At 66.7% G+C, this 19,354-nt stretch carries 14 protein-coding genes, 1 tRNA gene and 1 pseudogene; 2 read left to right on the top strand and 14 right to left on the bottom strand.

Going from position 1 to position 19,354, the window contains the following annotated elements; all coding sequences use genetic code 11:
• Positions 1-2: 2 nt before the first annotated feature.
• From WMF33_RS08125 to WMF33_RS08085, 9 genes are read right to left on the bottom strand one after another with little or no spacing between them, the layout of a single operon-like run.
• Positions 3-413, bottom strand: coding sequence for a DUF6375 family protein (locus tag WMF33_RS08125; protein WP_437336604.1), 411 nt, complete (start codon positions 411-413; stop codon positions 3-5).
• Positions 410-1,405, bottom strand: coding sequence for a radical SAM protein (locus tag WMF33_RS08120; protein WP_437336603.1), 996 nt, complete (start codon positions 1,403-1,405; stop codon positions 410-412). Before WMF33_RS08120 ends, WMF33_RS08125 begins: the two co-directional genes overlap by 4 nt.
• Complete coding sequence (locus WMF33_RS08115; protein ID WP_437336602.1) at positions 1,402-2,352, bottom strand: hypothetical protein; 951 nt, start codon at positions 2,350-2,352, stop codon at positions 1,402-1,404. Before WMF33_RS08115 ends, WMF33_RS08120 begins: the two co-directional genes overlap by 4 nt.
• Complete coding sequence (locus tag WMF33_RS08110; protein ID WP_437336601.1) at positions 2,349-3,923, bottom strand: AAA family ATPase; 1,575 nt, start codon at positions 3,921-3,923, stop codon at positions 2,349-2,351. Before WMF33_RS08110 ends, WMF33_RS08115 begins: the two co-directional genes overlap by 4 nt.
• Positions 3,923-4,819, bottom strand: coding sequence for a hypothetical protein (locus WMF33_RS08105; protein WP_437336600.1), 897 nt, complete (start codon positions 4,817-4,819; stop codon positions 3,923-3,925). Before WMF33_RS08105 ends, WMF33_RS08110 begins: the two co-directional genes overlap by 1 nt.
• Positions 4,816-6,039: a restriction endonuclease subunit S gene (locus tag WMF33_RS08100; protein ID WP_437336599.1), complete on the bottom strand. Its 1,224-nt coding sequence runs from the start codon at positions 6,037-6,039 to the stop codon at positions 4,816-4,818. Before WMF33_RS08100 ends, WMF33_RS08105 begins: the two co-directional genes overlap by 4 nt.
• Positions 6,036-7,544, bottom strand: coding sequence for a type I restriction-modification system subunit M (locus WMF33_RS08095; protein WP_437336598.1), 1,509 nt, complete (start codon positions 7,542-7,544; stop codon positions 6,036-6,038). Before WMF33_RS08095 ends, WMF33_RS08100 begins: the two co-directional genes overlap by 4 nt.
• Positions 7,541-10,990 (bottom strand): DEAD/DEAH box helicase family protein, encoded by a 3,450-nt coding sequence (locus WMF33_RS08090; protein ID WP_437336597.1) that lies wholly within the window; start codon positions 10,988-10,990, stop codon positions 7,541-7,543. Before WMF33_RS08090 ends, WMF33_RS08095 begins: the two co-directional genes overlap by 4 nt.
• 40 nt (positions 10,991-11,030) lie before the next feature.
• Positions 11,031-12,686 carry a sigma-54 interaction domain-containing protein gene (locus WMF33_RS08085; RefSeq protein ID WP_437336596.1) on the bottom strand — a complete coding sequence of 552 codons (1,656 nt, stop codon included), beginning with the start codon at positions 12,684-12,686 and terminating at the stop codon, positions 11,031-11,033.
• On the opposite strand from WMF33_RS08085, the gene WMF33_RS08080 reads away from it, so the two are divergent.
• Positions 12,676-14,364 carry a hypothetical protein gene (locus WMF33_RS08080; protein ID WP_437336595.1) on the top strand — a complete coding sequence of 563 codons (1,689 nt, stop codon included), beginning with the start codon at positions 12,676-12,678 and terminating at the stop codon, positions 14,362-14,364. The genes WMF33_RS08085 and WMF33_RS08080 overlap by 11 nt on opposite strands.
• 435 nt (positions 14,365-14,799) lie before the next feature.
• Here WMF33_RS08080 and WMF33_RS08075 read toward each other — a convergent pair whose 3' ends face one another.
• On the bottom strand, positions 14,800-15,234 hold the full coding sequence (locus WMF33_RS08075; RefSeq protein WP_437336594.1) for a YciI family protein: 435 nt from the start codon (positions 15,232-15,234) through the stop codon (positions 14,800-14,802).
• Between the two features lie 375 nt (positions 15,235-15,609).
• Here WMF33_RS08075 and WMF33_RS08070 point away from each other — a divergent pair.
• Positions 15,610-15,804, top strand: a pseudogene (locus WMF33_RS08070) (hypothetical protein); the annotation flags it as partial.
• A gap of 43 nt (positions 15,805-15,847) precedes the next feature.
• Here the strand turns inward: WMF33_RS08070 and WMF33_RS08065 are convergent.
• From WMF33_RS08065 to WMF33_RS08050, 4 genes are all read right to left on the bottom strand, one after another.
• Positions 15,848-16,534, bottom strand: coding sequence for an ABC transporter ATP-binding protein (locus WMF33_RS08065; protein WP_437336593.1), 687 nt, complete (start codon positions 16,532-16,534; stop codon positions 15,848-15,850).
• Entirely contained in the window at positions 16,527-17,747 is a 1,221-nt protein-coding gene (locus WMF33_RS08060; protein WP_437336592.1) for an ABC transporter permease, read from the bottom strand. Before WMF33_RS08060 ends, WMF33_RS08065 begins: the two co-directional genes overlap by 8 nt.
• Before the next feature lies 1 nt (position 17,748).
• Complete coding sequence (locus WMF33_RS08055) at positions 17,749-18,957, bottom strand: efflux RND transporter periplasmic adaptor subunit (protein WP_437336591.1); 1,209 nt, start codon at positions 18,955-18,957, stop codon at positions 17,749-17,751.
• A 150-nt stretch (positions 18,958-19,107) separates the two neighbouring features.
• A tRNA-Asn gene (locus tag WMF33_RS08050) sits at positions 19,108-19,183 on the bottom strand.
• Between the last annotated feature and the right edge of the window lie 171 nt (positions 19,184-19,354).

Here is a 19,354-nt window from a genome sequence, read left to right as displayed (position 1 = left end):
GGTCACCGCCCTCGACCGTGACCGGTACCGGGATGGTCGTGCGCGGAATAGACCTCGACGCGTGCCCCCTTGAGAACCATCACCTTCAGGAACGCCGAGACATCAAACTCCTCAGTTGTGAGAATGACGTCGCGTCCATCGACCTCCACGCTGAACTCGTAGGCGAACTGCTCGAGCTCCTGCGGCCCGATCGACCCGATGTTCAGGCGCACCAAGAGGTTGAGCATCTCCTCGCCGAAGCGCTCGGATGGACTGCCGACGACGAGCGTCCCCTTCTCCTGGTCTTCCGCCACCTGCTTCATGAGCGCATCGATAATCTCCTTCGCCTTGGTGGCCTCGCTCGCGTCCTCGAAGTGGCCGATCATCACCAGGTTCATGGAATGCTCGGAGCCGTGCTGGTACCAGATCTTCATGCATCGTTCTCCGCGATCACGTGAGCGAGATGGTCGAGCGCCAGGAGTACCCCGCCTTCACCGATCGGCACTCCTGCCGCATGGTAGGAGGTCGCCTTGAGCACGCCTGCCGCGTCGATGTGCGCGTAGGCACGAAGGCCGCGTTCCTCCAACAACGGATCGCAGGTCGGGAAGCCGTCGGCGCTCGTCTCGTTGATGCAGAGTCTCAGGGGGCCCCGGTACGTTTCGACCCAGCATCGCAGCTCCTGCAACGTGTGCGCACCGATTCCTGGCTGGCCGCGCGCTGGCACCTGCGGCAAGAGCAGGAGCTCGCACGCGCCGGAATCGGCAGCGATAGCGGCGGCCGCGTCGAGGTCCGGCAGCGTGCGCTCGTTCACGACGACGTTGATGCCGAAGCGAGAAATAGTGCGGACCAGCGTCAGGCGGCCTTGCAGTTCGCGGAATGAGCGCCGTCGGATCGCCTCGTAGGCCGCCCCGACTCCATCCATGCTCACTCGGATGAAGTGGACGCTGCCCGTGAGCTCCTCGGCGAGCGCTTCATCGATGTGATGCCCGTGCGTCGTGAACGACACCGAGAGTCGTGTCTCGCGCGCCGCGAACCCGCACAGCTCCACGAAGTCGGGGTAGAGCGTTGGCTCACCTCCGCCGAAGCCCACTCCGAGCGCGCCGCTTGCATCGAGCTCCGAGAGCCAGCGTGTAACGTTCTGGTATCGAAGCTCGTCGCGAGACTTGGGGGCGTAGCAATGCGCACACACGAGATCGCACCGGTTCGTGAGTGCAATCGAAACTTGGCGTGGCGCTCGCGAGTAGAGCGAGGCTGGAACGGGAACCTCGTCGAGCAGGACGTTCAGGCCGGTGGTGCGGTCGAAAAGGTGCACGCCTGACGGAGAACATCGCTGCTTCCACTGGCGTCGGGGAACTGATGCATTCTCCTGACTGGGTGCTTCCGTCGCGACCAACGGCTTCGGCTCGTCGGAGGGCGTGATCGTCATCTGTGCCCCCCTGCGGCTGCCCGTACCCGCGAGCCGATGACGGTCGTGGGGCGATCGACGCAGTCAAAGGCCCCGTTTTCCTCGACGTACTGCGCCCAGCGCAGCTCGTGCTGGGCACGAGTGAGAAGGTTCAGGTCATCAGTTTGGTTCGCGCCCGCTCCATCGTCGTCGTCCAGGCCATCTCCCAACTTGACGCCACCAATGTCGGTGAGCACGTACCGGTTGTGGAGACGCTGGCCGCCAGCCTTCTGTCGCCAGCGTACGAACTCGATCGAGACACCGCTTGGGAGGCGTGCTGCCATCTTGGCGGCCTCCCGCTCGAAGAATGCGAGCTTCGACTTCTCGGCGCAGTGCACGCGCACGAGGTCCAGCGTGAGGCCGCCATCGCCGAGGACATTCATCAGCGCTTCGAGCACCCTGCGGTGGCGTGCGTTCTCAGGGCCGAAGTGCGGGTCGACGAGGTGAAGCTGTCGACAGTTGGTCACCATCGCCGACAGCGCCAGAGTCAGACCTTCGGGTGTGCGCGAGGGCGACGCTCCGACCTCGCACGCCCAGCGAGCGCTCCCAGAGCTCAGCTGCTCGGTCACCAGCACGGCGGCGTGATCGCGTGGGTTCTGCCTTGCGAGGATTCCTGCGAAGGGCCTGCGAGCGTACTCGCGCTCCGCGTTCTCGAGCCACGTCAGCAGGCCATCGTAGACGGCGTCGGCGCGGCGGTACTTGTGCTCACTGAAGAGCCGGAAGAGCTCCTCGATGCGCTTCATGTCCTCCTGCGAGAGGGCAAGCTCGGTAGCGGCGTTGTAGACCGCCTTCTTCCACTTGCTGAACGCGGGTAGCTCGAGGAGCACCCGCGGCGTACCAAGACCGAACTTGTCATGGATGAAGCGGAACTCCTCGCGCCGCCCCCACGTGGCCACGAGCCGCGGCTCGATCGCGAACGCATGAATCACAGGAGCTCCTCCATGCGTTCCGCGAAGAAGCCCTTCGGCCATCGATCGACGAACTCGCCCTGCTCGTCGACGCGAAGGCGGCGCACACGAACACCCTCCGGCGTCGCCTCGACGTAGAGCACGCTCAGCTTGTCCTCGCAGAACGCTGGCGCGTCCTCGGCGAGTTCCTTCTCGGTGGTCTCACGGATGCGGCGCAATAGGCGCAGGATGAGGTGCTCGCTATGCGTCTCGACGAGCAGAGTGCGCCTGCTTCCTTCGCGGTTGATCGCTTCGATCAGCAAGTCTCCGAGCCCGACCTGCACGGCGGGGTGCACGTGAATCTCGGGCTGCTCGACGAGCGTGAGGTTACCGCGCCCCTCGATGGCCGCGACGACGACGGGGATGAGCTGCGAGATGCCGGCCCCCACCTCCGAGGGCAGCACAAAGGAGCGCCCGCCCGTGTCGAGGAGGAGCCGGCGGACGGTCTTGTCGACGTGGCCGTCGGAAAGCTCCTCCGCGTCGGCGCTCCCGTCAAAGAGCTGCTGCACGACCACCTGGCACCCCGCTCCAAGCCGTCGGAGCCACACGTTCGTCCGCTCGACGAGCGTGAGCCTATCTGCGAGGAGCAGGTCCCATGCGGCAAGGCCATCGGCCCAGCTCGTGATGCGGCCGGCGCGTTCGTAGAGGAAGCCGCGCGGTGGGATCGTTCGCAGCGGACCGATGTACTGTGCGTCCCGAAGGAAGCTGGCGAGCTGCGCCGTGGTGCCGAGAAGGACCATCTCGAGGAAAGTGCGAACCTGCTGCGCGGTGGCTGCCTTCTCGGGCGCGTCCTCACCAAGCGGGATCACCCGCAGCGGCTCGCTTGGGGGCGGCAAAGCAGAGAGTCGTGAGCGAGAAAGCGCGACGAGCGGTAATGCCCGACCATCGGTGAAGCCGAGCAGGTCGTCGAGCCCGATGACAGCGCCTCGCTCGGGGAAGCCGGGATCAACCCCTCGATGCCACTCGGGCTCTGGCACGCTGATGGAGAGCCATGACTCCGCAACGTTTGCAGCTGCGTCCGCAACGAGCGGATGGCCAAGATTGATGCGTGCATAGAGCGGGTCTCCTTCGCGAAGGGAGCCCGGCGTCTCGAGCCACACCAGGGGTTCGAGCTCACCGTTTACGCCGATGGCGGCACGCTCGACCATCGCCCCGTGAAAGGCCGCGGCAGTGCGATGCTGAATGGTCAGCTCGAGCCATGCGCTCTCGACCTCATCGTCGAGGTCGGGGAACGGGAACTCCGTGAGATCGCGCCCGAAGCGCTCGAGCCCGCCCGGCGTCGCGAACTCGGCTCGCAGCACGATGGCGCGCTGGCGATCGTGCCGATGGACGAGCCGCGCGAACCCGCCAAGCTCCAGGACGCTGCCGCCCAGTTCGGTGCGATCGACGTCGGCCGAGCCGCGCTCGATGAGCTCGTGCAAGTACAGGAGCACCTGGAGGATGGTGCTCTTGCCGGCGCTATTGGCGCCGAAGAGCAGCGTCAGCGGCGCGAAGTCGATGCGCTGCCGGGCCGCAATGCCCTTGAAGTTCTCGATCTCGAGGGAGGTCAGCATCAGCCCGCCTTCTTCGGTTCGTCCGTCCACCGAGGAGCGAGACGCAGGAGCGCGGCCGTCATCGCGATCGCGAGCTCGGCGTCCTCGCGTGTGTAGAGCTCCTCAGGAGCGTTGGCATGATGTGTCGGGGACAAAAGCAGCTGAAGCGCGAGCTGCAGCGCAGAGAGGCGCTCGGCCTGCGGCATCGTGCCGGCCTTCTCCTGAAGGAACCGCGCAACCTCGGCCGGGGCCTTGCCTCCGAACCCTGCGTTCTTCAGCTCGTCTAGGGCGATGCGGCAGCGGCGCATCGCTTCGGCATAGCTCCCCTCGTTCCGGGCATTGACCGCTTGCACGAGGCGCTGCCTGCCCTGCGCGGTGGCGTCGGAGCCTGAAGACGGTAGCCGGAGCTCGGTGACGAGCGTGTCGCAATAGCCGACGCTCTTGAGAAGCGCGAGCCACTGCTCCCTCGGCACCTTGAAGGCGTAGGTGTCGCAGGTCGGTCGGATGTCCAGACCCGGCGCGTATCCCTGGTGCCGCGCGATGAGGAACGGATGCGCGACGAGCGTCATGGCAAGCTCGAGCGAGCCACCATCGCGCGCAGCCTCGAGCGCTACGAGTGCCGGCGTTGTGAGCTGCAAAGTGAATCGAAGGGTGCCGGTCGACGAATGGCTCGGGGGCAGGAGCACATTCGCCGGAGTCGGGAGCGCGAAGCCAAGCCGAAGCTCGCCTCGAGCAGTACGCGCGGTCACCTCGCTCGGCTGCGGCACCAGCGAGACGGGACCCCTCTCCTGCCATGGCCACTCGACCAGACGAAGCGAGACGTCGATGTGAACGTGAGCGCCAGCAGCGACGCTGATCCCACTCACCGTGGCCCCCGTCGGCTCAGCGACGATGCGTTGTCCGCACTGCCAGCTCATGAGGCAAGTCCTCCCGAGAACGCGTTCGAGACGAGAGAGTTGAAGAGTCGATCGGCCGTGCGCTGGGCAGTTTCATAACTAGTCTTGGCGTTCAGCGATCTCCATACTAAGTTCGAGAACCGCTGCTGAAGCTCAAATGGCGGAGAGGGCCCACGCAGCGCACGGAGCTTGTCCATCGACACATTGAGCATTGAGCCACTTGTCCCGGTCGCAGACTTTGTCAGCTCCGATCGAAATCGGCTATGCCCAAGCAGAAATCGAAGATAGGGCGCCGTCGTGACGCCATTCCGAGGTACGACTCGCCAGAGCTTATCAGACAGAAAGAGCCGGGGCTCATCTCTCTCGACAAGACAGGTAGCCGCCACGAGTTCGCGTGTATTCGCGCGACTGAAGAGGAGGTCGCCAGCGCGAGGGGTGACGAGTTCTCGGTCGATTGCACTCGCTGGAACCGCCTTGTGTTCCTCTGGTCGAAAGACTCCAGAGGTCACAGCGCTAACCTTGAGCACGCCGTACTCTTCATCGTTGCGAAGGCGAGCGTCACCATTTGCGCTCCAGCCCGCATCAAGTCGTTCGCACACCTCGCCCAGCGGCTTCACCGGCCACCCCTTCGGATTCGTCACCGGGTCGCCGAACATCTCCAGGAATGCCGAGTGCAGCAGCTCCTCGGTGAGGGCGATGGCCTCCTTACGCTTGCGGCGGATGGCGTCGACCTTGTCGAGGAGGTCGGCGATGCGGCGCTGCTCTACAAGGGGCGGAAGCGGCAAGGGCGCAGAACGAATGTCGTCCTGCGTGACGTTGGTCATTGAGCCGCTCGTGCCACCGGCTCGACTCTCAAAGTGCTTCCTCGCAGCCGCTGACCGGAGTGCTCGTGCGAGATAGCGTCGGTCGACGCGAGCATCGTCTACGATAAGCCGCAGAATCTTGTCAGACAGGAGGAGGTGCGGGTGGTCTCCCTCCACAAGAACGGGCGCGCCGACGAGATCGCGAGTGTTCGCCCTCGAGATGAGAAGATCGCCGTGCATGGGGCGAGGACAGTCACCCGGGTCGTAACCGTCGAGGACTGCTTTGTTCTCTTGCGGCCGAAACTCGCCCCATGTGACAGCGCTGACCTTGAGAATACCCAGTTCGCCCGGTTGCGCAGGGCGTTCCTTCGTTTTGACGCTCTTCCCGGCCTGGATGCCGATCAGTACATCTCCGACAACCGAGTGATCCCCCCTCACAGCAGCGCCTCCAGTTCGCTCAAGTCCTTCGCGATTTCCGCTTCAAGCGCGCGGAGCTTGGCGATAATATTCTTCGGCGGGTCATACTCGACCTCTTCGTGCTTCGCTTCCTTGTAGCGGTTGATCGAGAGGTCGAAGTCCTTCTCCTCGATCTCCTTCACCGGCACCATGAATTGCTTCGCCGTGCGATCGGTGTCCTTCTTGCGGTTCCGCTTCCGCCAGCGCTCGAGCGCATCCGGTAGGTCGTTCTCGCGAACCAAGTCGCGCTTGTCATCGAGCGAGAAGCCGTCGGCCTCGACGTCGTAGAAGAAGACGTGGTCGGTCTTCCCGCCCTTCGTGAACACCAGGATGGCCGTGGAGACGCCGGCGTACGGCTTGAACACGCCGCTCGGCAGCGAGACAACAGCCTCGAGCTGGTTGTCCTTCACCAGCATCGCGCGCAGCGCGGTGTGCGCCTTCGACGAGCCGAACAGTACGCCGTCCGGCACGATCGTGGCGCTGCGGCCCCCCTTCTTGAGCATCCGCAGGATCAGCGTCACGAAGAGCAGCTCGGTCTTCTTCGTCTTCACCGCCTGTGTCAGTGTCGGGTGAACGTCGCCTTCATCGAGGCTGCCCTTGAACGGCGGGTTGGCGAGGATGACGTCGAAGCCACCCATGGCCTGCTTCGCGAACTTCTCGGGGAACGAGTTCGACAGCGTGTCCTGGTAGTGGATGTCCGGGTTGTCCACACCGTGGAGCATCAGGTTCATCGACGCGATCCGGAGCATCGTCGCGTCGAAGTCGAAGCCGTGGAACATGCCGTTCTGGATGTGGTCGCGATACGGCTCGAGCAGATCGCCGGTGTAGATGGTCTCGCCGCTTTCGCCCGTGAGCTTGCCCTTCGGCGAGGTGTGCGTCTCGAGCAGGTACTGCATCACGCCCACGAGGAAGCCCGCGGTGCCGCAGGCCGGGTCGCCGATAGTCTCGGTCGGCTTCGGCTCGAGGAGCTCCACCATGAACCGGATGATGTGCCGGGGCGTGCGGAACTGGCCGTTGATGCCGGCCGTCGTCAGCTTGCTTAGCAGGTATTCGTAGAGGTCTCCCTTCGCATCGCCCTCGGTGATCGGCAGCTTGTCGATCCTGTTCACCGCCGAGACCAGGAGGTTCGGCTTCTGGATCATGAGCTGCGCGTCCTGCATGTACTCGGCGAAGGTCGTCCCGCCGTTCAGCTTGCGGAAGTGCGGCAAGACCTCGTCGCGGACGACGCGCAGCATCTCGGCCGCGTCCTTCTGCTTGAAGTTCTTCCAGCGCCGCGGATCGTTCGGCCCGCTGAAGCGCCCCTTGAAGGGCTTCTTCAGCCGCTCGGCCTTGCGCTCGCCGGTCGTCTCCATGACGTCGAGCAGGCGCGCGAACATCAGGAACGAGATCTGCTCAATCACGGTGAGCGGGTTGGTGATGCCCCCGGTCCAGAACTCGGTCCAGAGCTTGTCGATGTCGCTCTTCTGCTGCGTGGTCAGTGTGCTCATGATGCTTGGCTCGCGGGCGGCCGCTCGCTGGGAGCAGCCCTCTTGGGCTCGAAGACGCTGAGGATGTGCAGGAGCGCATCCACGTCCCCTGGGTCCTGGAAGATGCCGTCCATGCTCTCGGCATGGAGGGTGGTGAACGGAGGCTCGTACAGGCGCTCTAGCTCGATGCCCCCGTTCTGGGCGATGTAGTTCTGGAGCACTTGCAGGAAGCGGAGTTGCTGCGACGACAGGCGCGGGTGTTTGTGCACGAAGTCCGAAAAGGCCTGCTCGACCGCCGCAGCGTCGAGCCCGACGAGCCCGCGGAACACGGTGAGGAGCGACCGCCGCGTCTCGGGGTCGTGGCCGGCGAGGTGCCTCACGTTCGCCTTGTCGTCGACCTGGAGCACGAGGCGCGCGAGCTCGTCGAGTTCGTCTTCGCGCACGCTCTTGCCCGCGCGGATGCGCTGGAGCGTGGGGTTCTCGGCGAAGTATTCGCGCAGCACCGATTCGACGCGCCGCCTGTACTCGACGAGATCGAGCCCCTCGAGCTTCGGGATGTAAGCTTCCGCGGCGAACCCGTCGTCGGTGACGTCGAACACCTGCGGCGCCACACGCGCCGTGGGCGGGAGCTGCTGGTACTTCATGATGCCCCGCAGATCCCGGCGCAGCCCCTCGAGATGACGCACCTCCACGCTGGCCCAGAAGTCCTTGCTGCGAACCTGCTTGATCGCGTCGGCCTTCGCCTTGACGGGGTTCTGGTTCTTGGCGAGGAGCTCGACCGCCTCCTCCACACGCGCGCGCAGGTCCTGAACCTTGGGCGCCGTCGGGCCGCCCTTGACCACCTCGACCTCGAGGCGGGTCATGAGCAGGTCGAAGCGGTAGGCATCCTCGTCGCCGCGAATGCTGCGCAGGTGCTGCAGGGGGGCGACGATCGAAAGCAGGTCGGCCTTGGTGGCAGCGGCGAAGTGGTGCACGCGATCGCCGTCGGCGAGGAGCTCGAGCTCCTTCCAGCGGTCGCGTGCGTCGATGGCATTCGTGTCGCGCACCGCCCGGATGTCACCGAGGATGAGCGCGGCGGCCGCCTCGAAGGTGTCCTGGTCCATCTTGTCGAGCGCCACCTGCGCGAGCTCGACGCGCGCCTCGAAGAGGTGCTGCAAGAGCGACTTCTGCGGCGAGGGCTGGGTCTCCTTGTACTTCTCGTCGAAGAACCAGAAGTTCTGCCAGTGGTCGAAGATGAGGAACTCTGTCTTGTCGCGCCCCGGACCGAAGAGGCCCTTCCGCAAGCGCGTACCGCGCCCGATCATCTGCCAGAACTTCACGTACGACTTCACCGGCTTGGCGAAGACGAGGTTCACGACCTCGGGCACGTCGATGCCGGTGTCGAGCATGTCGACGGAGATCGCGATCGTCAGCTCGCAGTCTGGATTCTTGAAGTCGTCGATGAGCTGGTCGGCCTTGGGCTCCTGGTTGTCGATGACGCGACAGAAGGTCGAGCCGTACTGCGGGTAGAGCTCGCTGAAGACCTTGGCCAGATGCACCGCGTGCACGTGGCTGCGCGCGAACACGATGGTTTTGCCGACGTGGCTTCCGGTCGCCTCGCGGATGCCGCCGTCCATGAGCGAGCGCCAGATCGCCCGCGTCGTGTCGCGATTGAAGAAGTGCTTGTCGAGGTCCTCGCTGTCGTAGTCGACCTGCTGGGCCTGCGGGTCCTGGTCCTCGAGCTCGGCCTGCTGCTCGGGCGTCATGTCCGCGTAGCGGAAGCCGTCGCGGCTAAACTTCGTGCTCACCGCCACGACGCGGAAGGGCACGAGGAACGGCGGGTTGCTGTTGATCGCATCCTCGAAGCTGAAGTGCGAGGTGGGGTCGCGGTCTTCGCAGCCGAAGAGGTCGTACGTGTTGCGCTCGATGAAGCGAACGGGCGTGGCCGTAAGCCCCACCTCGAGCGCGTCGAAATACTGAAAGAGCGAGCGGAACTTCTTGTAGATGCTGCGATGGGATTCGTCGGCGATGATGAGGTCGAAGAAGCCGACGTCGAAGTCCTCGAAGCACTTCATCATCGCCGGGTACGTCGCGAGGTAGATGCGCTTGTCGCGGTCGTTCGCGGTGCTGGCATCGACGATCACGCGCGGCTCGCCCGGCATGAACTCCTTGAAGACGCGGTCGGCTTGCTTGCGCAGCTCGCGGCGGTCGCAGAGAAAGAGGATGCGCTTGACCCAGCCCGCGCGCATCAGCACGTCGCACAGCGAAATGGCCACGCGCGTCTTGCCGGTGCCCGTGGCCTGCACCACGAGGGCCTTCCGGAAGTTGCCAGTGAAGCGCTCGCACACCCGCTTCACCGCCTCGAGCTGGTACATGCGATTCGCGATGGCGAGGTTCGGCTCGACGGTCGCGAGCGGCTTCTTGTTCGCGCGCTGGTGGACGAGGTACTCGAGGCTGTCCTTCGAGTAGAAGCCGTAGACCGTCCGGTACGGGTAGCCCTGCACGTCGTCCCAGAGGAAGACGTCGACGCCATTGGTGAAGAAGATGACGGGCCGCACGCCGGTCTCCTTCTCCAGGCAGGAGGCATACATCCGGGCCTGCTCGGCCCCTTCACGCGCGTCCTTCGCCGTCTTCTTGGCCTCGATCACGGCCAGCGGCTTGCCATCGTCGCCGTAGAGCACGTAGTCCGCGATGCCGTTGCCGCTCGGGGTGGGCATGCCGGTCAGCTTCACCTCCTGCCGCACCTGCTCGGTGTTCGCACCACTCGCGCCGACGTTCCAGCCGGCCGCGAGCAACGCTTGATCGATGAGCCGACGCCGCGTCGTCTCCTCGTTGAAATGGAGGAACGACGCAACCCTCTGCCCCTCTTCCTTCAGCTTCTCGAGCTCGGTGGCGTGCTCGGTAGCGGTGCGCTCGGCCTCGAGGCGCTTCTTCGTCTCGGCTTCGAGCGCCGCGAGCACCGACTCGTACTTGGCCTCGGCAAGGCGAAGCTTCTCGAGGGCGTCCTTTGTCTTCGCGGCGCTCGCCGGCTCGGGCGGTGGCGCCACGTACGTCGGCGCCGCGTCGAGCTTGCCGCCGTCGATCTGCACGTGAAACCAGCGCGCGATGTCGAAGAGCTGCGAAAGGCACTCGAGTGAGAGCTGGCTTGTGATCGGCCGGCGGGGATGCGCGGCGTGGTTGCCTGCCTTGCGCACCGCGTGGAGCTTGTTCTGCACGACCTCGGGGACCGCCTGTCGGAAGGAGGTCTCGTTCATCAGGTCGTTGAGGTTGTCGGACAGCGGCGGGCGCAGGCGATAGCGCTCGTAGATCGCCACCACGGCGTGTTCGACGAAGCTGCGCTGCTTGATGAGCGAGCTCGCGGGGTCGTCGTGCGCGTAGCGCTCCGCGAAGCCCGCGAGGTCGGCCAGCACCGCGCGACGAGCCCGCAGGAACTCGAAGTTCTGTGACTTCATGTGCGGGATGTCCTCCCTGGCGACGCTGGCGACCATGCCGGCGCTCTCTTCAACGTCCCTATCAACATCCGTGCCATCAGCTCTGCACCTTGTACTTCGCGAGCCAGTTCGTCAGCGTCTGGTAGCTGGGCAAGCCCACCAGCTCCGCGGCCTTGGTCTTGTTGCCGTGCGCCTCGTCCATCGCGCGCCCGAGGTAGTGGCGCGCGACATCTCTCATGAGATCCGGCAGATTGAGGCCGCCTCCAAGGGGGCGCCCGAGCACGTCTTGCTTCGCCGCGGGAGCCGTGGGTAGGAGCGCCTCGCGCACATCTTCGGAGGAGATCACGGCGGCGTCGCTCCAGATTGCGGCGCGGCGAAGGGTGTTCAGGAGCTCCCGGACGTTGCCGGGCCAGGGGTGCGACAGAAGAAGATTCCTTGCGCCTGTAGAAATCTTCTTCTCCTTGAAGCCTGGCTCGGTCGCCGCCTCCTGGTTCACCTGCGCGAGCAGGCGGTCGATGAGGACACCGAGGTCGCCCGAGCGCTCGCGCAGCGGAGGGATGTTCAGAACGGCAACGGCGAGTCGGTAGAAGAGATCCTCGCGAAAGCGGCCGGAAGCGATCTCGTCGGTCAGCGTGCGGTTGGTGGCAGCGACGATGCGCACGTCGACCTTCGTCGCCTTGCTGGCGCCCAGGCGGACCACCTCTCCTTCCTGGATGGCGCGCAGCAGCTTCACCTGCGCGGGACCGGGCAGCTCGCCCAGCTCGTCGAGGAAGAGCGTGCCGCCGTCGGCCGCCTCGAAGTGCCCCTTGCGCTGCTGCGTGGCCCCAGTGAACGCCCCCTTCTCGTGACCGAACAGCTCGGACTCCACGAGCTCGGCGGGGATCGCTCCGCAGTTCACCGCGATGAAGGGCCGGTCTCGGCGCGGGCTCGCGCGATGGATCGCACGTGCGAGCATCTCCTTGCCTGTGCCGGATTCGCCCTCGATGAGCACGGGGACGTTCCGGATGGCGACGCGTCGGGCGCGCTGGATGAGCCGGTCCATGACGCGGCTCTTGTGGATAATGTCGGCGAATTCCGGGGCTTCCGGAGGCTCCCCCCCGCTCGTCTGGCGCAGGCGCTCGTCGGGCTCGCGCAAGAGGTCGGGCAGGAACTCTGCCGAAAGGTCGAAGGGAACCGAGGCGGTGCGGACGCCGTGCTCTCGCGACGACTCGATCAGCTCGGCGGGGAAGCGCGTCTTCCCAAGGATGATCCATACCGCCGCCATCGCGGGCGTGCCCGGACTCAGGTGGAGCGCGAGCGCCGTCTCGCGTCGGCGATCACCGAGCGCGCGCTCGATGCCGCGCACGGCGGCCTGGTAGATCTCGCCGAACTGCGTCGGACCGGAGAGCTTCTCGTAGAGCACCTCGACGCGCGACGAGGACCGCTTGCGCAGCCACTTCACGTAGGGCTGGATGACCTCGTCGTCGTAGTCGGAGAGCAGGAAGGCTTCGTCGAAGGCTCGTCCGTCGAGGGCCTGCGCGATCGGTCCCAGGCCCACCAGCTGGCTTTCGGTGGGGGCCCGTAGGTCGGTCTTTCCGATCCATGCCACGAGGACCTTGCGCACAGCGGGACGATACAAGACATCTTGCGCTGGCACAAGGAGCCTTGTTCGCGCAGTCTCCGAAGTGGCGGGATTTCCCTGCTCCTGCCTGGCCTGAACGAGCGGGCGGGCGTTGGCACGATGGCCGCAATGGTGGGCCGGCATGACGAACATGATTGGCACCCAGCCCCTCTCGGTCTGCGTCGTCTTCGCCACCGACGAGGTGGCCCTCGATCTGCGCGACCGCCGTCCCGACAGCCTCGCGCTCTTCGGGGAGCTCGACGAGGCAAGCCGCGACCAGCTCGCCCACGACGCATGGGCCATCGGCCTGCGCGCTCTCGCGAACGCCCACGCGGCGGCGCAGGAGTCGAAGCTGAAGGACGTCGGCGCGGCGCTCGTCGGCGACATCGACCGGCAGCTTCGCCTCTACGTCGAACAGCAGCAGCAGACGATCGGCGCCGTCCTGACCCGCTACTTCGATCCGAAGGACGGTCAGGTGACGCAGCGGCTCTCGGCATTCGTCGATGACCACGGCGTGCTCGCGCGGCTCCTCGAAAAGTACCTCGGACCGCAGAACAGCGTGCTCGCCGAAGCGCTGGCGAAGCAGGTCGGCGAGACCAGCCCGCTCTTCAGGAAGCTGAGCCCCACCGACAGTACGGGCCTCGTGAAGGTGCTCGAGGCCCAGCTCCGCGCCGTCATGAGCGAAGGGCACGCCGAGCTGGTCCGCGCCCTCGACCCGCTCGCAGAGGATGGTGCGGTCTCGCGGTTCCTCAAGAGCCTCCGCGAGGAGCTGAAGGGCGCCGACGAGGATCGCCAGATGCAGCTCTCCACTGCCCTCGCCGCCCTCGATGCGAACGACGAGCAGTCGCTCTTGAGCCGCTTGGTTCGTGAGACGCATCGTGCGCGTCAGGACGTGCTCGCGGCCGTGAACCCTGACGCGCCGTCGTCGCCGATGGCGCTCTTGAAGGCGAGCCTGACGAAGCTGCTAGAGGAGCAATCGACGGCACAGCTGGCTCTTGCCAAGCGCCAGGAGGAGCGGCAGGTGCAGTTCGAGAAGGAGGTCCGAGAGGCGCTGGTGCGCATCGAGCTCAAGCGCTCGCAGGACCAGAAGAGCACGCGCGGCGGGCTCGTGTTCGAGGACGCGGTCCTCTCGTTCGTGCGCGCGGCGACCCAGGGGGCGCCGTGTGTCTTCGAAGCCACCGGAGCGACCGCGGGCGTGGGTCGGAGCAAGAAGGGCGACGCGGTCGTGCGGTTCACCGAGGAGAGCGCGTTCGCCGGTGCCGGCGTCGTGTTCGAGGCCAAGCGCGACGCGGGGTACGCGGTGCAAAAGGCGCTCGACGAGCTCGATGCGGCTCGCAAAAACCGTGACGCGGCCGCGGGCGTGTTCGTGATGGCGCGGTCGCACGCGAGCGATGTGTTCCCGCGCTTCGCGCGCTACGGGAACAACGTGCTCGTCGTCTGGGATGACCAGGACCCGACCACCGACGCGTACCTGCACGCGGCCATCTTGCTGGGTATCGGCCTCGTCACGCGCACCAAGACCGCGGGTGATGCCGGCGACATCACCGCCCTGCGCGACATCGAGGCGCGCATCGAGGACGAGCTATCGCGGCTCGAGAAGATGGAGAAGCACAGCGACACGATCCGCAAGAACGTCGAGGGCATCAGCGACGAGATCCGCAAGGCGCACAAGGCGCTCGACCTGCTCCTGCGAAAGGCGCAGAGCACGCTGCGGGCGCTAAACGTCGAGGTGCTCGATGAAGCGACTGAAGCGGCGAGCCCGCTAAGCCTTCCGAAGGGATCGCTCGCAGCCGCCGTGTTGGCGCTTCCCGGTTGCGGCGGGGCGGCGTGAAGCGGTGCCGGCAGCCGGCCCCCGCCAGCAGCCGCGCTTTCAACCCCTCCCACCGGCACCGTTGCTGCTGCCAGTCGACCCGGCGTCGGCACAGTCTCAACGGCGACGCCACTCGGGCGGGGAGCAGCGCCCTGCGCCGCTGGGGCGGGGGTAGGATCGGCGGATCGGAGATGAGAAGGCTTCGGCACGGGTCAGGTCCATTCTTCGCCCTCTCACACAGATTTCCAGGGGGGGAGCCTGTCTCACCCGACGTTGGCACAGAGGGAGTTCACGACGGTGCTCCCGAACCTCTACATCAGCCGGAAGTCGCGCCCGTCAGAGCCGTACTTCACGGTTCAGTGGCCGTGCTTCGCGCTCACGGCGGGGGCGGTGTCAATGCGCCACGGGGCATCGACAGCCTTTCGCGTGCGTGCTCGGCTCGCGCGCGGCCGTGACCTACGCCTTCTGCTGCCGCTCGATCTCCGCGCGGAGGCGCTCCTCCCGAGCACGGAGCTCCGGGGTGAACTCCTTGCCGAAGTCGTCCGCCTCGAAGATCGGGCGAATCTCGAGCTCGGCCTCCTCACCCGGCATCGGATCGGGGCAACGACGCGCCCACTCGACGGCCTCCTCCATCGACCGGACCTGCCAGATCCAGAAGCCGGCAATGAGCTCCTTCGTCTCGGAGAACGGACCGTCGACGACGGTGCGCTGGCTCCCGGCGAACCTGATGCGCTTGCCCTTCGCGCTCGGGTGGAGGCCGTCGCCAGCAAGCATGAGGCCGGCGTTGACGAGCTCCTCGTTGTACTTGCCCATCTCGGTCAGGAGCTTCTCGCTCGGCATGATGCCTGCTTCGCTGTTCTTCGTCGCCTTCACGATCACCATGACCTTCATCGTCGTGTCCTTTCGCTGCGACGCCCTGGGCGCCGGCGGGGTTGCTCGTACAGGCGACGAACGACGCTGGGCGAGATCGACATGGCCGAGCACATTTTTCTCAGCCGGCAGCGCGACGCCTAAAATAGCACGTGAAACCAATAGGTTACATAGGTCGATCGTCCGACACGCCATGGGCGACGGCGGCCGCCAGGGCCCCTGAGGATCGTGACCACCCTCACCCAGGTGCGCCCCCGAGCTTCCGCGTCGCGGCAGCCCGGTCGCGTACAAGCCCTCGGTGGATAGCGACGCTCAGCCAACCAGCCTCTTGAGCATCGCCATCCCGCGCTCGGCCTCGGCGCGCGTCACGTCGGCCAGATCGAGGTGCCAAAAGACCCCGTGATGATCGAGCGCGTAATCGCTGACATCGACGGGATCGTGCGGCTCGTCCGCTTCCCTGGCTGGCAGAACACGGCAGCTGGCGGGCGCGAGGTGAAGAAGGCTCTCCGGAAGAGCCTGCTCAAGTACCAGCTCCACCAGGATGCGGAGATCTTCAAGCGCGCCTACGGCTACATCCGCCAGTACTACTGAGCGAGGCGCCGGGCTGCGTCGCGGTGCGACGCCTGGATGCCCCTCACGCGCGGTCGTTGGCGATGCGCCCGTCGACGATCTCGATCACGCGGTCGCACTTCTCCGCGATGCGCGGATCATGCGTGACGACGAGGAACGTCGTTCCGAGCTCGCGGTTGAATCGGCGCATCAACGCGAAGACCTCCGCCGACGACTCGCTGTCGAGGTTCCCCGTCGGCTCGTCGGCGAGGACGAGCGGCGGTCGGCGCGACAGCGCGCGCGCGATGGCCACGCGTTGCTGCTGGCCGCCCGACAGCGCGGTCGCCCTGAAGTTCATCCGGTCGGCGAGCCCCACCGCTCGGAGCAGCTCGGCCGCGCGCTCCTTCATGGCCGACGATGGGAATCCTTCGTCGCCCCAGGCGGGCAGCATCACATTCTCGAGCGCGGTGAACATCGGCAAGAGGTGGTGGAACTGGAACACGAAGCCGAGCGTCCGCGCGCGAAGCCTGGTGAGGCTCGCCTCGTCGAGCCCCGTCGTGTCCTTGCCGTCGACGACCACGCGCCCGCGCGTCGGCCGATCGAGCAGGCCGATGATGTTGAGCAGGGTGCTCTTGCCGGAGCCGGACGGACCGATCAGCGCGGCGAACTCGCCCTTCTCGAGCCGGAGATCGACTCCATCGAGCGCGCGCGTGACGACGGCCTCGCCGTATTCCTTCACCGCGCCTTCGACGACGAGCAGCGCATCAGCCATTGCGGATCGCCGACGCCGGATCGAGCCTTGATGCGCTCCGCGCGGGGAGCACGGCCGCGAGGAGCCCCACGCCGATAGCGAGGGCGGTCGCGAGCACGAAGAGCTCGAGATCGAGCTGCACGGGAAACTTCGGGGCGCCGTCGGGCCCGCGCACGAGGCCCTCGAAGAGCTTCGACAGGAGCGCCCCGAGCGCCGATCCGACCAACGACCCGAGGAGCCCGAGGACCGCGCCCTGGATCAGGAAGATGCGCAGGACGCGGCCCCGCGACGTGCCGACCGCGCGGAGGATGCCAATCTCCCGCGACTTCTGGACGACAGACACGATGAGCACGCTCGCGATTCCGAGCGCGACCGCGAGGACGACGAAGAACTGGATCATGCTCTTCGAGCTGCTCTGCGCCGAGAGGCCGGTGAGCAGCTCGGCGTTGATCTTCATCCAGCTGTCCGCCTTCAGCCCCGTCCTCCCGCGCAGCTCGCCGGCGACGGCCTCGGCGGCGAACACGTCGGCAACCTTGAGCTCGATCGAGGTCGCCCCGCCGGGGAGCGCGTAGAGCGTTTGCGCCCTCCGGAGCGACGTAATCACCCAGGTCTTGTCGACCGCCTCGTTGCCGAGCGAGAAGACGCCCGTGATCGCGACGACATCGTCGATCCCTTCGGTGGTCGTGATCCGGATCTTGTCGCCGACGCCGACGCCGAGCTCGTTCGCGAGCACGGCGCCGATGACCGCGTCGCCCCCGGCGACGTCGAACCGGCCCGCGCGCATGCGCTTCCGGACGTCGATGATCGCGAGGAAGCGCTCGGGATCGACGCCGCGCACGACGATGGCGTTCTTCGCCTCGGCGCGGACGGCGAAGCCGGCGCCCACGATCGCCGGCGACGCGGCGATGACGCCGGCGGTGCGCTCCGCGTCGGCCATGACGAGCGGCCACTGGTCGATGGAGCGAAGGCGCTGCGGCGCGGGCTGCACGGAGCGCGCGACGGCGCGATCGTGCGAGGGATCGACGAGCGGACGCGGCGCTTCGCGCGGCACCTGCAACGTGATGTGCGGCTGCGAGCCGAGCGTCTTGTCGATGAGCGATGTCTGGAGGCCGTTGATGAGCGCGGAGAGGAAGACAATCACGCTCACGCCCACCGACACCGCCGCGAGGATCAGCGCGGTCTGCCCCTTCGCGTCGCGCAGGTAACGGAGCGCCACGAACCACTCGAACGGCATCTCAATCGAGCTCCGCGCGCACGCGCTGGCCCGGCGCATGGACCCGTCCGTCGGGCAACACGACGACGCTCCCCTCGGCGAGGCCCTCGACGACCTCGACGGCGCCCTCTCCGCGGATGCCCAGCTTCACGTCCTTGCGCACGAGGCGATCGCCCTCGACCGCGAACAGCCAGGGCGCCGGCGTCGCCGCGTCGCGCACGGCGTCGCTCGGAACGACGAGCGCATTCTCCCGCCGGGCGACCAGGAGATCGACGGAGACGGTCATGTCGGGCAAGAGAAAGGGCGGCGCGCTCGGCACCGCGAGGCGCACCTCGACACTGCCCCTCTGCGGATCGATGGAAGGCGCGATGTAGCTCACCTCGGCGTCGAACACCTGTTGCGGATAGGCGTCCGCGGACGCGCGCGCCTTCTGCCCCAGCGCGATCCACGCGAGGTTCCGCTCATCGGGCTGGAAGACGAGCTGCGGGCTCCCGTCCGCGGCGAGCACCATCAACGTTCGCGCCGGCTGCACCACGTCGCCGGGCTCCACGGAGCGCGTGAGCACGACGCCGTCCTGGCGCGCCACGATCCGCGTCTGCTCGAGGCGAACGGTCGCGCCGACGTGCTGCGCCTGCGCCTGGAGGAGCGCGGTCAGCGCGACGCGGGAGTCCGCGCCCATCGGGGTGGACGCGATGCGTTGCGCCTCCGCCGCGACCTTTTGCGCGCGCGCGAGCTCGACGCTCTGTCGGGCGTTGTCGAGATCGGCTTGAGCGACCGCCCCCGACGCCGAGAGCTCTCGCACCCGCGCGAGCTCGACCTCGGCACGCTCGAGGTTCGTCTCCGCCTGACGAAGCGCCTCCGTCGCGACGATCGCGCCGACGCGGCGGAGCTGCTCGACGCGCGCGCTCGCCTGGTCGACGGCGGCCTTCGCCTGCGACACCGCCGCGCGCGCCTCGGCATCGTCGATCTGCACGAGGAGATCGCCCGCCTTCACGCGCTGCCCCTCGATGGCGCCGACCGCGACGACGAGGCCCGGGACCTGCGCCGCGACCTGAACGCGCGTCGGCACCCTCACCCGCCCGCTCGCGACGACGCGCTGCTCGAGCGCCTTTCGGGCGGCCACGGCGACCTTCACCTTGGGTCCACGCGCGCGCACCGCCATCACGATCGTGGAGGCCGCGAGCAACGCGATCAGGATCCAGAGCCCAGGGCGCCGGAAGAGCGTCCGCATCGGCCGGACGGTCTACCACCGAACCGGCGCGGCCTGCGAGACCCGTCACGCGGAACGTGGGCGCGGGAGAAAAGACGAAGCCCCCGAGGCATGTACCTGGTGCGCTCCGTGAACCGCGCGTCGCTGCGAAGTTCGCAAGGAGATGAAGAGTGGCTCCAGCTGCTGGACTCGAACCAGCGACCCGGCGGTTAACAGCCGCCTGCTCTACCAACTGAGCTAAGCTGGAATGCGTCGGAGACGGGCGCGAGAATAGTCGGCCAGCCCTTCCCGTCAAGCGAATCCGCACCGCGCTTCACTTTGGTGACACGCGCGTGAGCTCGCCCGCTCCCTCCCCTCCTCATCCTGTCCGCGCTTCGCCTTCCCCCTCGCCCGCTCCCGCGAGATTGCCCGTCTGGCG

Origin of the sequence: Sorangium sp. So ce394 (genome assembly GCF_051474665.1) — a bacterium.
Classification (GTDB): Bacteria; Myxococcota_A; Polyangia; order Polyangiales; family Polyangiaceae; genus Sorangium; species Sorangium cellulosum_D.
The sequence above is the reverse complement of the archived record's forward strand: the minus strand, read 5'-3'. Positions and strand labels throughout refer to the sequence as shown.

Excerpts from the sequence above, each read along its gene's own strand:
- WMF33_RS08065 (WP_437336593.1), bottom strand. The coding sequence starts at position 16,534 with ATGGCTGATGCGCTGCTCGTCGTCGAAGGCGCGGTGAAGGAATACGGC.
- WMF33_RS08080 (WP_437336595.1), top strand. The coding sequence starts at position 12,676 with ATGACGAACATGATTGGCACCCAGCCCCTCTCGGTCTGCGTCGTCTTC.
- WMF33_RS08055 (WP_437336591.1), bottom strand. The coding sequence starts at position 18,957 with ATGCGGACGCTCTTCCGGCGCCCTGGGCTCTGGATCCTGATCGCGTTG.
- WMF33_RS08090 (WP_437336597.1), bottom strand. The coding sequence starts at position 10,990 with ATGGTCGCCAGCGTCGCCAGGGAGGACATCCCGCACATGAAGTCACAG.
- WMF33_RS08110 (WP_437336601.1), bottom strand. The coding sequence starts at position 3,923 with ATGCTGACCTCCCTCGAGATCGAGAACTTCAAGGGCATTGCGGCCCGG.
- WMF33_RS08085 (WP_437336596.1), bottom strand. The coding sequence starts at position 12,686 with ATGTTCGTCATGCCGGCCCACCATTGCGGCCATCGTGCCAACGCCCGC.
- WMF33_RS08095 (WP_437336598.1), bottom strand. The coding sequence starts at position 7,544 with ATGAGCACACTGACCACGCAGCAGAAGAGCGACATCGACAAGCTCTGG.
- WMF33_RS08120 (WP_437336603.1), bottom strand. The coding sequence starts at position 1,405 with ATGACGATCACGCCCTCCGACGAGCCGAAGCCGTTGGTCGCGACGGAA.
- WMF33_RS08105 (WP_437336600.1), bottom strand. The coding sequence starts at position 4,819 with ATGAGCTGGCAGTGCGGACAACGCATCGTCGCTGAGCCGACGGGGGCC.
- WMF33_RS08060 (WP_437336592.1), bottom strand. The coding sequence starts at position 17,747 with ATGCCGTTCGAGTGGTTCGTGGCGCTCCGTTACCTGCGCGACGCGAAG.
- WMF33_RS08125 (WP_437336604.1), bottom strand. The coding sequence starts at position 413 with ATGAAGATCTGGTACCAGCACGGCTCCGAGCATTCCATGAACCTGGTG.
- WMF33_RS08075 (WP_437336594.1), bottom strand. The coding sequence starts at position 15,234 with ATGAAGGTCATGGTGATCGTGAAGGCGACGAAGAACAGCGAAGCAGGC.